Source organism: Mesorhizobium sp. J18 (genome assembly GCF_007829525.1).
In the GTDB taxonomy this organism is placed as follows: Bacteria; Pseudomonadota; Alphaproteobacteria; order Rhizobiales; family Rhizobiaceae; genus VLJP01.
In genome coordinates, this window is the sequence record NZ_VLJP01000010.1 from 1 (window position 1) to 13,001 (window position 13,001).

Consider the following 13,001-nt stretch of genomic DNA (forward strand, 5'->3'; position numbering starts at 1 on the left):
AGATGGCCAAAGGAAAATTTGAGCGTACGAAGCCGCATGTTAACATTGGGACGATTGGTCATGTTGACCATGGCAAGACGTCGTTGACGGCTGCGATTACGAAGTATTTTGGCGAGTTCAAGGCGTATGACCAGATTGATGCTGCGCCTGAGGAGAAGGCGCGCGGCATCACGATCTCGACGGCGCATGTGGAGTATGAGACGGAGAACCGTCACTATGCGCATGTGGACTGCCCTGGGCATGCGGATTATGTGAAGAACATGATCACGGGTGCCGCGCAGATGGACGGTGCGATCCTGGTTGTTTCTGCTGCCGATGGTCCGATGCCGCAGACGCGCGAGCACATTCTGCTTGCCCGCCAGGTTGGTGTTCCGGCGATTGTGGTTTTTTTGAACAAGGTTGACCAGGTTGACGATCCGGAGCTTTTGGAGCTTGTCGAGCTTGAGGTTCGCGAGCTTCTGTCTGCCTATGAGTTTCCTGGCGACGACATTCCGATTGTGAAGGGTTCGGCGCTTGCTGCGCTTGAGGACTCCAACAAGGAGATCGGCGAGGATGCGGTTCGCGAGCTGATGAAGCAGGTCGATGCCTATATTCCGACGCCTGAGCGTCCGATTGACCAGCCGTTCCTGATGCCGATTGAGGATGTGTTCTCGATCTCGGGCCGCGGCACGGTTGTGACGGGTCGTGTGGAGCGCGGCGTTGTCAAGGTTGGCGAGGAGATCGAGATTGTCGGCATCCGTCCGACGTCGAAGACGACGGTTACGGGCGTTGAGATGTTCCGCAAGCTTTTGGACCAGGGTCAGGCGGGCGACAATATTGGTGCGCTTCTTCGCGGTGTTGAGCGAGACGGTGTTGAGCGCGGGCAGGTTCTGGCGAAGCCGGGCACTGTGACGCCGCACACGAAGTTCAAGGCGGAGGCCTATATCCTGACGAAGGAGGAGGGTGGCCGTCATACGCCGTTCTTCACCAACTACCGTCCGCAGTTTTACTTCCGCACGACGGATGTGACCGGCATCGTGAAGCTGCCTGAGGGGACGGAGATGGTGATGCCTGGCGACAATGTTACGGTTGACGTCGAGCTGATCGTGCCGATCGCCATGGAGGAGAAGCTGCGCTTCGCCATCCGTGAGGGCGGCCGCACCGTCGGCGCCGGCATCGTCGCCAGCATCACGGAATAAAAAGGCTCGGTAAACGCATCCGGCGCGGCGCGGCCAAAGAGCCGCGCCGCAGCGGAACAAGGATTTGACGAATGAACGGACAAAATATCCGCATCCGCCTGAAGGCGTTTGACCACCGGGTGCTTGACGCCTCGACGCGGGAAATCGTCTCGACGGCCAAGCGCACCGGCGCCAACGTTCGCGGCCCGATTCCGCTGCCGACGCGCATCGAGAAGTTCACTGTGAACCGCTCGCCGCATATCGACAAGAAGAGCCGCGAGCAGTTCGAGATGCGGACGCACAAGCGGCTGCTCGATATCGTGGACCCGACGCCCCAGACCGTCGATGCGCTGATGAAGCTGGATCTCGCCGCTGGCGTCGATGTCGAGATCAAGCTCTAAGAGGGCTGCAAACATGAGCCGGAAGGTTTCCCGAAGGCTCCTCTGATGAACAAGAGGCATGTCAGGGCTCAGGTCCGACAGGCTGCTCTAAAGGAAGATGAACCGATGCGTTCAGGTGTGATTGCGAAGAAGGTCGGGATGACCCGCATCTATAATGATGCAGGGGAGCATATCCCTGTGACCGTTCTGCAGATGGAGAATTGCCAGGTCGTGGCTCAGCGCACGCAGGAGAAGAACGGCTACACGGCTGTTCAGCTCGGCGTCGGCCTGTCGAAGGTGAAGAACACGTCGAAGGCGATGCGCGGTCATTTTGCCGGCGCCGGCGTGGAGCCGAAGGCCAAGCTCGCTGAGTTCCGCGTGTCTCCGGAAAACATGCTGGACGTCGGTGCCGAGATCACGGTCGAGCATTTCGTCGCGGGCCAGAAGGTCGACGTGACGGGAACTTCGATCGGCAAGGGGTTCCAGGGCGTCATGAAGCGTCACAACTTCGGTGGCGGCCGCGCGACCCACGGTAACTCGGTCTCGCACCGCACGCACGGTTCGACCGGCCAGCGCCAGGATCCCGGCAAGGTCTTCAAGGGAAAGAAGATGGCCGGTCATATGGGCGCGACCCGCGTGACCACGCAGAACCTCGAAGTGGTGTCGACCGATGTGGATCGGGGTCTGATCCTGATCCGTGGCGCGGTGCCGGGCTCCAAGGGTGCCTGGATCATGGTGCGTGATGCCGTCAAGGTGCCGCTGCCTGACAGCGCGCCCAAGCCGGCCGCGATCCGCGCCGCTCAGAAGAACGATGCCGCGAAGGCTGAAGAAGCCACGGCGAGCGAAGGGGCAGAGTAATGGACCTGAAGATTACCACCCTGGCAGGTAAGGATGCCGGCAAGCTGCAGGTCTCGGACGAGATCTTCGGCCTGGAGCCGCGCGAGGACATCCTCCAGCGCGTCGTTCGCTGGCAGCTCGCCAAGAAGCAGCAGGGCACGCACAAGGCCAAGGGGCGCGCCGAAATCGCGCGCACCGGCGCCAAGATGTACAAGCAGAAGGGTACGGGCCGTGCCCGCCACTCCTCGGCTCGCGCTCCGCAGTTCCGCGGTGGTGGCAAGGCGCATGGCCCGGTCGTGCGCAGCCATGCCCATGATCTGCCGAAGAAGGTGCGCGCGCTTGGCCTGAAGCATGCGCTTTCGGCCAAGGCCAAGGCTTCGAACATCATCGTCATTGACGAGTTCTCGGCCAAGGACGCCAAGACCAAGGCTCTCGTGGAGGCTTTCGCCAAGCTGGGGCTCAACAATGCGCTGATGATCGACGGCGCGGAGATCGACCAGAACTTCCGCCGCGCTACGTCGAACATTCCTAATATCGATGTGCTGCCCGTTCAGGGCATCAACGTCTACGACATTCTGCGCCGTGGCACGCTCGTCCTGTCGAAGGCGGCGGTCGAGGCTCTTGAGGAGCGGTTCAAATGACTGATCTTCGCCACTATGACGTGATCGTCAGCCCGGCGATCACCGAGAAGACGACCATGGCGTCGGAAAACAACCAGGTGATCTTCAACGTCGCCAAAAAGGCTTCGAAGCCGGAGATCAAGGCTGCCGTCGAGGCATTGTTCGGCGTCAAGGTCACCTCGGTGAACACCCTTGTCCGCAAGGGCAAGGTGAAGCGTTTCCGTGGCACGATCGGGCGCCAGAGCGACGTGAAAAAAGCCATCGTGACGCTGGCCGAAGGCCACTCGATCGACATTGCGACTGGTCTTTGAGAGGCCGTGAGGTAAGAGAAAATGGCACTCAAGAATTACAAACCGGTAACGCCAGGCCAGCGCCAGCTGGTCATCGTCGACCGCTCCGGCCTCTACAAGGGCAAGCCCGTGAAGGGCCTGACGGAGGGCCTTACGAGCAAGGGCGGACGCAACAATATGGGCCGCATCACCGCTCGCTTTCAGGGCGGTGGTCACAAGCGGACCTATCGCGTCATTGATTTCAAGCGCCGCAAGTTCGATATAGCGGGCACGGTCGAGCGTCTGGAATATGATCCGAACCGCACGGCTTTCATCGCTCTCATCAAGTATGAGGACGGCGAGCTCAGCTACATCCTGGCGCCGCAGCGCCTTGCCGTCGGCGACCGCGTGGTCTCGGGCGAGAAGGCGATCGACGTCAAGCCGGGCAATGCCATGCCGCTTTCGGCCATGCCCGTCGGTACCATCATCCATAATGTGGAGATGAAGCCGGGCAAGGGCGGCCAGATCGCGCGCTCCGCCGGAACCTATGCGCAGCTCGTCGGTCGCGATCAGGGCAGGGCGATCCTGCGCCTGAACTCGGGCGAGCAGCGCGTCGTGCCCGGTGCATGCCTCGCCACGGTCGGCGCCGTGTCCAATCCGGATCACGGCAATGTCAATCTCGGCAAGGCTGGTCGTAGCCGCTGGCTGGGCAAGCGCCCGCACAATCGCGGCGTGACCATGAACCCGGTCGACCATCCGCATGGCGGCGGCGAAGGCCGCACCTCCGGTGGCCGGCATCCGGTTTCGCCCTGGGGCAAGCCCACCAAGGGCATGAAGACGCGGTCCAACAAGGCGACCGACAAGTTCATCATGCGCTCGCGCCATCAGCGCAAGAGCTAAGGAAAGGTAACGCCAAGTGTCCCGTTCAGTCTGGAAGGGTCCCTTCGTCGACGGCTATCTCCTGAAGAAGGCCGACAAGGTTCGCGAGGGTGGCCGCAACGAGGTGATCAAGATGTGGAGCCGCCGCTCCACCATCCTGCCGCAATTCGTCGGCCTCACCTTCGGCGTCTATAACGGCCAGAAGCACATACCGGTTTCGGTCAGTGAAGAAATGGTCGGCCATAAGTTCGGTGAATTCGCTCCGACCCGTACCTATTACGGCCACGGTGCGGACAAGAAGGCAAAGAGGAAATAAAGATGGGCAAGGCCAAAGCGCCGCGCAGGCTTGCTGATAACGAGGCGCGTGCTGTTCTGCGCACGATCCGCGTCAGCCCGCAGAAGCTGAACCTCGTCGCGGCGCTGATCCGCGGCAAGAAGGTTTCGACCGCGCTCGCCGATCTGGAATTCTCGCGCAAGCGCATCGCCGGCACCGTCAAGAAGACGCTCGAATCGGCGATCGCGAATGCGGAGAACAACCATGATCTCGACGTGGACGCTCTCATCGTCGCGGAAGCCTATGTCGGCAAGTCGATTGTCATGAAGCGTTTCCATGCGCGCGGTCGTGGCCGCGCCAGCCGCATTGAGAAGCCGTTCTCGAACCTGACGATCGTGGTTCGTGAAATGGAAGAGAAAGTGGAGGCCGCCTGATGGGCCAGAAAGTCAATCCGATCGGTCTCCGTCTCGGTATCAACCGCACCTGGGACTCGCGCTGGTATGCCAATACCGGTGAATACGGCAAGCTGCTGCACGAAGATCTGAAGATCCGTAAATATATCGAGCAGGAGCTGAAGCAGGCAGCGATTTCCAAGGTCGTGATCGAGCGCCCGCACAAGAAGTGCCGGGTAACGATCCACTCGGCGCGTCCTGGCCTGATCATCGGCAAGAAGGGCGCCGACATCGAGAAGTTGCGCCGCAAGCTGACCGAGATGACCAATGCCGAGACGCATCTCAACATCGTCGAGGTGCGCAAGCCTGAGATCGACGCGACGCTCATCGCCCAGTCGATCGCCCAGCAGCTCGAGCGCCGCGTGGCCTTCCGCCGCGCCATGAAGCGCGCCGTGCAGTCGGCAATGCGTCTTGGTGCCGAAGGCATCCGCATCAATTGCGGTGGCCGGCTAGGGGGCGCGGAGATCGCCCGCATGGAATGGTACCGCGAGGGCCGTGTGCCGCTGCATACGCTGCGCGCCGATGTCGACTACGGGACTGCCGAGGCGCAGACCGCCTATGGCATCTGTGGCGTCAAGGTGTGGGTGTTCAAGGGCGAGATCCTCGAGCACGACCCAATGGCCTCCGAGCGCCGCGCGGTCGAGGGCGAGCAGGGCGGCGGTCGCCGCCGCGAAAACGCCTGAGCCGGAATTCTGGAGTAAAGAAAGATGCTGCAACCAAAGCGCACCAAATTCCGCAAGCAGTTCAAGGGCCGCATTCACGGCGCCGCGAAGGGCGGCACCGATCTGAATTTCGGTGCCTTCGGACTGAAGGCGTTGGAGCCGGAGCGGGTCACCGCCCGTCAGATCGAGGCTGCCCGCCGGGCCATCACGCGTCAGATGAAGCGTCAGGGCCGCGTGTGGATCCGTATCTTCCCGGACGTCCCGGTCACCTCGAAGCCGACCGAAGTCCGCATGGGTAAGGGTAAGGGCTCGGTCGATTTCTGGGCCTGCCGCGTGAAGCCGGGCAGGATCATGTTCGAGATCGACGGCGTTGATGCCGAGGTGGCGCGCGAGGCGCTGCGTCTCGGTGCCGCCAAGCTTCCGATCAAGACGCGCTTCGTACAGCGCATCGCAGAGTAGAGGCAGACGCCATGAAGGCCGCAGACGTCAGGTCGATGACCCAGGATCAGCTCTCCGACGAGCTGGCCAAGCTAAAGAAAGAGCAGTTCAACCTTCGCTTCCAGAAGGCGACGGGACAGCTCGAGAAAACCGCGCGTGTGAAGCAGGTCCGCAGGGACATCGCGCGCATCAAGACAATCGCCGCCGAGAAGTCGGCCGGCAAGAAGGCCTAAGGGGCGAATAGATGCCAAAGCGCGTTTTGCAGGGCACCGTCGTAAGCGACAAGAACGACAAGACGGTCGTCGTCCGTGTCGAACGCCGGTTCACGCATCCGGTGATGAAGAAGACCGTGCGGATGAGCAAGAAGTACAAGGCGCACGACGAGAACAACGCGTGCAAGGTCGGCGATATGGTTTTCATCCAGGAATCCCGGCCGATCTCCAAGGACAAGTGCTGGGTCGTCGTGAACCCCACGCAGGCCCAGGCGTAAGACAACAGTTAATCGGACATGCCGGGGGCGGTTGAAACGCTCTCCAGACAAGAAGAAGGCGGCCAGTCATGATTCAGATGCAAACAAACCTCGATGTGGCGGACAATTCCGGCGCCCGTCGTGTCATGTGCATCAAGGTGCTGGGCGGCTCGAAGCGGAAATATGCTTCCGTGGGCGACATCATCGTCGTCTCGGTGAAGGAAGCCATTCCGCGCGGCCGCGTGAAGAAGGGCGACGTGATGAAGGCGGTCGTGGTCCGCACGGCGAAGGATATCCGTCGGCCGGATGGCAGCGTGATCCGCTTCGACAAGAATGCGGCCGTCCTCGTGGACAACAAGAGAGAGCCTGTCGGCACGCGTATCTTCGGCCCGGTTCCGCGCGAGCTTCGCGCCAAGAACCACATGAAGATCATCTCGCTCGCGCCTGAAGTGCTCTGAAGGAGGCCGGAAGATGCAGAAGATCAAGAAAGGCGACAAGGTCGTCGTGCTCGCCGGCAAGGACAAGGGCCGCACCGGTGAAGTGCTGAAGGTCATGCCGAAGGACGACAAGGCAATCGTTCGCGGTATCAATATCGTTCGCCGCCACCAGAAGCAGACGCAGGCTCAGGAAGGCGGCATTATTTCCAAGGAAGCGCCGATCCACCTGTCGAACGTCGCTTTGGCGGACCCCAAGGACGGCAAGCCGACCCGTGTCGGCTTCCAGGTCCAGAAGGACGGCAAGAAGGTGCGCGTGGCGAAGCGCTCGGGAGAATTGATCGATGGCTAACGCGCAGTATCAGCCGCGCTTGAAGAAGCAATACAACGAGGTGATCCGCAAGGCTCTCCTCGAGCAGTTCAAGTATGAAAACGAGATGCAGGTTCCGCGCATCGAAAAGGTCGTCATCAATATGGGTGTCGGCGAGGCCACGGGCGATTCCAAGAAGCCTTCCGTCGCCGCCGAAGACCTTTCTCTGATTGCCGGCCAGAAGGCCGTGGTAACGCGCGCACGCAACTCCATCGCCGGCTTCAAGGTCCGCGAGGGCATGCCGATCGGCGCCAAGGTCACGCTGCGCCAGGACCGCATGTACGAGTTCCTCGACCGCCTGGTGACGGTCGCGCTGCCGCGTGTGCGTGACTTCCGCGGGTTGAACCCGAAGAGCTTCGACGGCCGTGGCAATTTCGCCATGGGCATCAAGGAACACATCGTGTTCCCCGAGATCAACTACGACAAGGTCGATCAGATCTGGGGAATGGACATCATCGTCTGCACGACCGCCAAGACGGACGACGAGGCGAGGGCACTTCTTAAGGCCTTCAACTTCCCGTTCCGGCAGTAACGGCAGGCGAGAAAAAGGAACTTTCCGAAATGGCAAAGACCAGTTCAGTCGAGAAGAACAACCGGCGCCGCAAGCTCGTCGATCAGTATGCTGCAAAGCGGGCGGCTTTGAAGGCGATCATCATGGATCAGAGCAAGTCCATGGAAGAGCGCTTCCGGGCACAGCTCAAGCTTGCCGAGCTGCCGCGCAACTCGTCGAAGACCCGCATCCGCAACCGCTGCGAGGTGACGGGCCGTCCGCGGGCTTACTATCGCAAGCTCAAGATGTCGCGCGTCGCGCTGCGGGAGTTGGGCAATAACGGCCTGATCCCGGGCCTGGTCAAGTCGAGCTGGTAAGGAGGACTGAAGAATGTCCGTGAATGATCCTCTCGGCGATATGCTGACCCGTATCCGCAACGCCATCGGGCGCGGCAAGCCAAAAGTCTCCACGCCGGCCTCGACGCTGCGCGCCCGCGTGCTCGACGTCATGAAGGCTGAAGGCTATATCCGGGACTACAGCCAGATCGACTACGACAATGGCAAGTCGGAAATCGAGATAGAGCTGAAGTACTCGGACGGCGCTCCGGTGATCCGCGAGATCGCGCGTGTCTCGAAGCCGGGCCGCCGCGTCTATGTGTCGGTCAAGTCGATCCCGAATGTGGCCAACGGTCTTGGCATCGCTATCCTTTCGACCCCGAAGGGTGTGATGGCTGATCATCAGGCCCGCGAGCAGAATGTCGGCGGAGAAGTCCTCTGCCAGATCTTCTGATCCTGCAGGCAAACAAGTAGAGAACGAGGACAAGCAAGATGTCTCGTATTGGCAAGAAGCCGGTCCCGGTTCCCCAGGGCGTGACTGCCACAGTGGATGGCCAGACCGTCACGGCCAAGGGCCCGAAGGGCGAACTCAAGTTCGTCGTGAATGACGAAGTGCTGGTGAAGATGGAAGATGGCGCGGTTTCCGTCGATCCACGCGACCAGTCGAAGGACGCCCGCTCCAAGTGGGGTATGTCGCGCACACAGATCGCGAATATCCTGCAGGGCGTGAAGGACGGGTTCGAGAAGCGTCTCGAAATCAACGGCGTCGGCTACCGCGCGGCGATGCAGGGCAAGAATCTGCAACTTTCGCTGGGCTACAGCCATGACGTGGTTTATGAGCCCCCGGCAGGAATCACGCTTGCCGTGACCAAGCCGACCGAAATCGTCGTCAGCGGGATCGACAAGCAGGCCGTGGGCCAGGTCGCTTCCGAAATCCGCAAGTTCCGCGGTCCCGAACCCTATAAGGGCAAGGGCGTGAAATATGCGAACGAGACGATCGTGCGCAAAGAAGGCAAGAAGAAGTAAGGAACAAGGCAATGGCCTCCAAGGACTCGGTCAAACGTCGTGCCGCTCGCACGCGCCGGAAGATCAAGGCGGTTGCCGGAGATCGGCCGCGCCTGTCGATCTATCGGTCGTCGAAGAACATTTATGTTCAGGTGATCGACGATGCGAAGGGCCATACTCTGGCTGCCGCCTCGACGCTCGAAGGCGAAATCAGGGGTTCCCTGAAAACGGGTGCCGATACTGCGGCTGCGGCCGTCGGCAAGCTGATTGCCGAACGTGCCTCCAAGGCCGGGGTCAAGGACGTGGTCTTCGATCGCGGCGCCTATCGGTATCACGGCCGCGTCAAGGCGCTTGCCGATGCGGCTCGCGAAGGCGGCTTGAACTTCTGATTTCAACCGGGCCGGCACGTTAGAAGGCCGGCTCTCATTTCAATCGGTGCTTCCGGAAAAGAACAAGGAAAAGGGCAATGGCACAAAACCGCAGGGACGATCGCCGCGACCGCGAAGAGCGCGACAGCGAATTCGTCGACAAGCTCGTTCACATCAATCGCGTCGCCAAGGTGGTCAAGGGCGGACGCCGCTTCGGCTTCGCCGCGCTCGTCGTCGTCGGCGACCAGAAGGGCCGGGTCGGCTTCGGTCACGGCAAGGCGCGCGAAGTGCCCGAGGCGATCCGCAAGGCGACCGAAAGCGCCAAGCGTGACATGATCTTCGTGCCGCTGCGCTCTGGACGTACGCTGCATCACGATGTAGCCGGCCGTCATGGCGCGGGCCGTGTGCTCTTGCGGGCTGCCAAGCCCGGTACCGGCATCATCGCCGGTGGCCCGATGCGCGCCGTCTTCGAGACGCTCGGTGTCCACGACGTGGTCGCCAAGTCAATGGGGTCGTCAAATCCGTACAACATGGTGCGGGCGACCTTCGACGCATTGAAGCGTCAGCTTCATCCGAAGGATGTGGCCTCCCAGCGCGGCATCAAGTATTCGACGCTGCAGGCGCGCCGCGGTGCGGCCGCAGGCGAGGAATAATCGGGCTGGCGATTGCCCCACCCGGCGACCGATGATATCGGCGCCGGCCTGTGCAAGGAATGGAAGACATGGCTGAGAAGAAGAAGGGCAAGACGGTCACCGTCGAGCAGATCGGAAGCCCAATCCGCCGTCCGGCAAGTCAGCGCGCGACGCTGGTCGGTCTGGGCCTCAACAAGATGGGACGCCGCGTGACGCTGGAGGATACGCCTTCCGTGCGCGGCATGATCGCCTCGGTGCAACATCTCGTCCGCGTCGTGGACGAGGCCTGAGGAACGGAGCGGAATCATGAAACTCAACGAACTCAGGGACAAGGAAGGCGCGACCAAGGCGCGCAAGCGTGTAGGCCGTGGCATCGGCTCTGGCTCCGGCAAGACCGGCGGTCGTGGCGTCAAGGGACAGAAGTCCCGCTCAGGCGTCTCGATCAACGGCTTCGAGGGCGGCCAGATGCCGCTCTATCGGCGTCTGCCCAAGCGTGGTTTCAAGAACATCTTCGGCAAGGACTTCAATGAGGTCTCGGTCGGCCGTATCCAGGCTGCCGTCGATGCCAAGAAGCTGGACGAGAAGGCGACGGTCGACACCGCTGCTCTGGTGAAGGCCGGCGTCATCCGCCGGGCGCGCGACGGTGTCCGTCTTCTGGGTAACGGCGAACTGAAGGCGAAGCTCACCTTCGACATTGCCGGCGCCTCCAAGTCGGCGATCGAAAAGGTCGAGAAGGCCGGCGGATCGGTCAAGCTTCCGGAAAAGGCGGCTTCCGAGTAAGCCTGCCTTGGCGGTGGGACGATCCGCCGCTTGCATCCTTGCGGGCCGGAGCCTATTTCGGGGCTTCGGTGACGCGCGCGATCTGATGTGGCGGACGCGTGACGAGGCGGAGAATTTTTCATGGCATCGGCAGCGGAACAACTTGCGTCCAATCTCAACTTCGCGGCCTTCGCGAAGGCGGAGGATCTGAAGAAACGCATCTGGTTCACGCTCGGCGCTCTGCTCGTATACCGGCTTGGCACCTATATTCCCATGCCGGGCATCAATCCCGATGCCTTTGCCCAGGCATTCAATCAGCAGTCCGGCGGCGTGCTTGGCATGTTCAATATGTTCGCCGGCGGTGCGGTCGAGCGCATGGCGATCTTTGCGCTGGGCATCATGCCCTACATCTCGGCTTCCATCATAATGCAGCTCATGACGTCCGTCGTGCCGTCGCTGGAGCAATTGAAGAAGGAAGGCGAACAGGGCCGCAAGGTCATCAATCAATATACCCGCTACGGCACGGTGCTGCTGGCGACCGTGCAGGCCTATGGCATTGCCGTCGGGCTTGAGGGCGGGGCGAATATCGTGACCGATCCCGGATGGTTCTTCCGCCTTTCGGCGGTGATCACGCTGGTCGGCGGCACGATGTTCCTCATGTGGCTCGGTGAGCAGATCACGGCGCGCGGTATCGGCAATGGCATTTCGCTCATCATCTTCTCCGGCATTGTAGCGGGTCTGCCGTCCGCCATCGGCGGTACGCTGGAACTGGGCCGGACTGGCGCGCTTTCCACAGGGCTGATCCTTGCCATCATCGCCCTTGCGATCGTCGTCATCGGCGTCATCGTTTTCTTCGAGCGGGCCCAGCGCCGGCTTCTCATCCAGTATCCGAAGCGCCAGGTCGGCAATCGCATGTTTCAGGGCGACACGTCGCATCTGCCGCTGAAGCTCAACACGTCGGGCGTCATCCCGCCGATCTTCGCCTCTTCGCTGCTCCTGCTGCCCGCCACGGTCGCCGGCTTCTCCGATACGACGACGCTGCCCGGCTGGGCCAATACGGTGCTTGCCGCGCTCGGCCACGGACAGCCGCTCTACATGCTGCTCTACGCCGCGCTGATCGTGTTCTTTGCCTTCTTCTATACGGCCATCGTGTTCAATCCGAAGGACACCGCCGACCAGTTGAAGAAGCATTCTGGCTTTATCCCGGGCTATCGTCCGGGCGAGCGGACGGCCGAATATATCGACTATGTGCTTACCCGCATCACCGTCGTCGGCGCCATCTATCTGGTGCTGGTCTGCCTTTTGCCGGAATTCCTGATTTCGGCGACCGGCGTTCCCTTCTATCTGGGCGGCACTTCGCTGCTGATCGTGGTGAGCGTCACTCTCGACACTGTGGCGCAGGTGCAGGGGCATCTGATCGCTCATCAGTATGAGGGGCTGATCAAGAAGTCGAAGCTGCGTGGAGGAAAGAGGGGACGATGAGGCTGATACTGCTTGGCCCGCCAGGGGCAGGGAAGGGAACCCAGGCGCAGCGCCTAGTGGAACGCCACGGCATACCGCAGCTTTCGACGGGGGACATGCTGCGCAAGGCAGTGGCCGAAGGAAGCGATGTCGGCAAGCGCGCCAAGGCTGTCATGGATGCCGGTCAACTGGTCTCGGATGATATCGTCAACCAGATCGTATCCGAGCGCATCGATGATCCGGATTGCGCGAAGGGCTTCATCCTGGATGGTTATCCGCGCACGGTGCCGCAGGCCGAGGCGCTGACGCGCATGCTGGCGGAAAAGGGCCTCAGGCTTGATGCCGTCATCGAGTTGAAGGTCGATGAGAAGGCTCTGGTCAATCGTATGGAAAAGCGTGTCGCCGAAACGCGCGCCGCCGGCGGCGAGGTGCGGGCCGACGACAATCCGGAGTCCTTCCGCAAGCGGTTGGACGAATACAGGCAGAAGACCGCGCCGCTGTCGGACTACTACAAGGGAACCGGCGAACTGGTGACGATCGATGGCATGGCGGATATGGATACCGTGACCGCCGAGATCGAGAACGTGGTCGGAGCCGCTGCGCTGAAATAATAGGCGCGAGCCTGTTGACTTTGAAGGCTTTGTGAATTAAGGCACCGCGTCTCCCTGAAAAGCAGGCGGACCGCGGAGCGGCAAACGCCATTGTCATTG

General features: G+C 61.4%; 24 protein-coding genes. All 24 read left to right on the plus strand.

What is annotated here, in order from left to right:
* Positions 1–2 precede the first annotated feature (2 nt).
* The 24 genes from tuf to L598_RS05270 all read left to right on the plus strand — a co-directional run bounded on the left by tuf (position 3) and on the right by L598_RS05270 (position 12,902).
* Positions 3–1,178 carry an elongation factor Tu gene (gene tuf, locus L598_RS05155; RefSeq protein WP_144860897.1) on the plus strand — a complete coding sequence of 392 codons (1,176 nt, stop codon included), beginning with the start codon at positions 3–5 and terminating at the stop codon, positions 1,176–1,178.
* A gap of 71 nt (positions 1,179–1,249) precedes the next feature.
* Positions 1,250–1,558: a 30S ribosomal protein S10 gene (gene rpsJ, locus L598_RS05160; RefSeq protein WP_007066362.1), complete on the plus strand. Its 309-nt coding sequence runs from the start codon at positions 1,250–1,252 to the stop codon at positions 1,556–1,558.
* 105 nt (positions 1,559–1,663) lie between these two features.
* A complete protein-coding gene (gene rplC, locus L598_RS05165) occupies positions 1,664–2,395 on the plus strand; it encodes a 50S ribosomal protein L3 (protein ID WP_144860898.1) in 732 nt (243 codons plus the stop codon).
* The gene (rplD, locus tag L598_RS05170) at positions 2,395–3,015 is read left to right on the plus strand and encodes a 50S ribosomal protein L4 (protein ID WP_144860899.1); all 621 of its coding nucleotides are present in this window, start codon (positions 2,395–2,397) and stop codon (positions 3,013–3,015) included. Before rplC ends, rplD begins: the two co-directional genes overlap by 1 nt.
* Entirely contained in the window at positions 3,012–3,305 is a 294-nt protein-coding gene (locus tag L598_RS05175) for a 50S ribosomal protein L23 (RefSeq protein ID WP_144860900.1), read from the plus strand. Before rplD ends, L598_RS05175 begins: the two co-directional genes overlap by 4 nt.
* Positions 3,306–3,326: 21 nt before the next feature.
* On the plus strand, positions 3,327–4,163 hold the full coding sequence (rplB, locus tag L598_RS05180; protein WP_144860901.1) for a 50S ribosomal protein L2: 837 nt from the start codon (positions 3,327–3,329) through the stop codon (positions 4,161–4,163).
* A 16-nt stretch (positions 4,164–4,179) separates the two neighbouring features.
* Entirely contained in the window at positions 4,180–4,458 is a 279-nt protein-coding gene (gene rpsS, locus L598_RS05185; protein WP_144860902.1) for a 30S ribosomal protein S19, read from the plus strand.
* A 2-nt stretch (positions 4,459–4,460) separates the two neighbouring features.
* The gene (rplV, locus tag L598_RS05190) at positions 4,461–4,850 is read left to right on the plus strand and encodes a 50S ribosomal protein L22 (RefSeq protein ID WP_144860903.1); all 390 of its coding nucleotides are present in this window, start codon (positions 4,461–4,463) and stop codon (positions 4,848–4,850) included.
* Positions 4,850–5,551: a 30S ribosomal protein S3 gene (gene rpsC / locus L598_RS05195; RefSeq protein ID WP_144860904.1), complete on the plus strand. Its 702-nt coding sequence runs from the start codon at positions 4,850–4,852 to the stop codon at positions 5,549–5,551. Before rplV ends, rpsC begins: the two co-directional genes overlap by 1 nt.
* Positions 5,552–5,575: 24 nt before the next feature.
* Positions 5,576–5,989: a 50S ribosomal protein L16 gene (gene rplP / locus L598_RS05200; RefSeq protein WP_144860905.1), complete on the plus strand. Its 414-nt coding sequence runs from the start codon at positions 5,576–5,578 to the stop codon at positions 5,987–5,989.
* Positions 5,990–6,000: 11 nt separating this feature from the next.
* Positions 6,001–6,201 (plus strand): 50S ribosomal protein L29, encoded by a 201-nt coding sequence (gene rpmC, locus L598_RS05205; protein ID WP_144860906.1) that lies wholly within the window; start codon positions 6,001–6,003, stop codon positions 6,199–6,201.
* Between the two features lie 11 nt (positions 6,202–6,212).
* Entirely contained in the window at positions 6,213–6,458 is a 246-nt protein-coding gene (gene rpsQ, locus L598_RS05210) for a 30S ribosomal protein S17 (protein ID WP_144860907.1), read from the plus strand.
* A gap of 68 nt (positions 6,459–6,526) precedes the next feature.
* Positions 6,527–6,895, plus strand: a complete 369-nt coding sequence (gene rplN / locus L598_RS05215) for a 50S ribosomal protein L14 (RefSeq protein ID WP_144860908.1) — start codon at positions 6,527–6,529, stop codon at positions 6,893–6,895.
* A gap of 13 nt (positions 6,896–6,908) precedes the next feature.
* Complete coding sequence (gene rplX, locus L598_RS05220; RefSeq protein WP_144860909.1) at positions 6,909–7,223, plus strand: 50S ribosomal protein L24; 315 nt, start codon at positions 6,909–6,911, stop codon at positions 7,221–7,223.
* Entirely contained in the window at positions 7,216–7,773 is a 558-nt protein-coding gene (gene rplE / locus L598_RS05225; protein ID WP_144860910.1) for a 50S ribosomal protein L5, read from the plus strand. Before rplX ends, rplE begins: the two co-directional genes overlap by 8 nt.
* A 29-nt stretch (positions 7,774–7,802) precedes the next feature.
* A complete protein-coding gene (gene rpsN / locus L598_RS05230; RefSeq protein WP_144860911.1) occupies positions 7,803–8,108 on the plus strand; it encodes a 30S ribosomal protein S14 in 306 nt (101 codons plus the stop codon).
* Between the two features lie 13 nt (positions 8,109–8,121).
* Positions 8,122–8,520 (plus strand): 30S ribosomal protein S8, encoded by a 399-nt coding sequence (rpsH, locus tag L598_RS05235; protein ID WP_144860912.1) that lies wholly within the window; start codon positions 8,122–8,124, stop codon positions 8,518–8,520.
* Between the two features lie 38 nt (positions 8,521–8,558).
* A complete protein-coding gene (rplF, locus tag L598_RS05240) occupies positions 8,559–9,092 on the plus strand; it encodes a 50S ribosomal protein L6 (protein ID WP_144860913.1) in 534 nt (177 codons plus the stop codon).
* A gap of 11 nt (positions 9,093–9,103) precedes the next feature.
* Positions 9,104–9,460, plus strand: a complete 357-nt coding sequence (gene rplR, locus L598_RS05245; protein ID WP_144860914.1) for a 50S ribosomal protein L18 — start codon at positions 9,104–9,106, stop codon at positions 9,458–9,460.
* 77 nt (positions 9,461–9,537) lie between these two features.
* A complete protein-coding gene (gene rpsE, locus L598_RS05250) occupies positions 9,538–10,092 on the plus strand; it encodes a 30S ribosomal protein S5 (RefSeq protein WP_144860915.1) in 555 nt (184 codons plus the stop codon).
* 68 nt (positions 10,093–10,160) lie between these two features.
* A complete protein-coding gene (rpmD, locus tag L598_RS05255; protein ID WP_144860916.1) occupies positions 10,161–10,361 on the plus strand; it encodes a 50S ribosomal protein L30 in 201 nt (66 codons plus the stop codon).
* Between the two features lie 16 nt (positions 10,362–10,377).
* Positions 10,378–10,851, plus strand: a complete 474-nt coding sequence (rplO, locus tag L598_RS05260; RefSeq protein WP_144860917.1) for a 50S ribosomal protein L15 — start codon at positions 10,378–10,380, stop codon at positions 10,849–10,851.
* Between the two features lie 120 nt (positions 10,852–10,971).
* Entirely contained in the window at positions 10,972–12,312 is a 1,341-nt protein-coding gene (gene secY / locus L598_RS05265) for a preprotein translocase subunit SecY (protein ID WP_144860918.1), read from the plus strand.
* A complete protein-coding gene (locus L598_RS05270) occupies positions 12,309–12,902 on the plus strand; it encodes an adenylate kinase (RefSeq protein WP_144860919.1) in 594 nt (197 codons plus the stop codon). The genes secY and L598_RS05270 overlap by 4 nt, the downstream gene beginning before the upstream one ends.
* Positions 12,903–13,001: the final 99 nt, after the last annotated feature.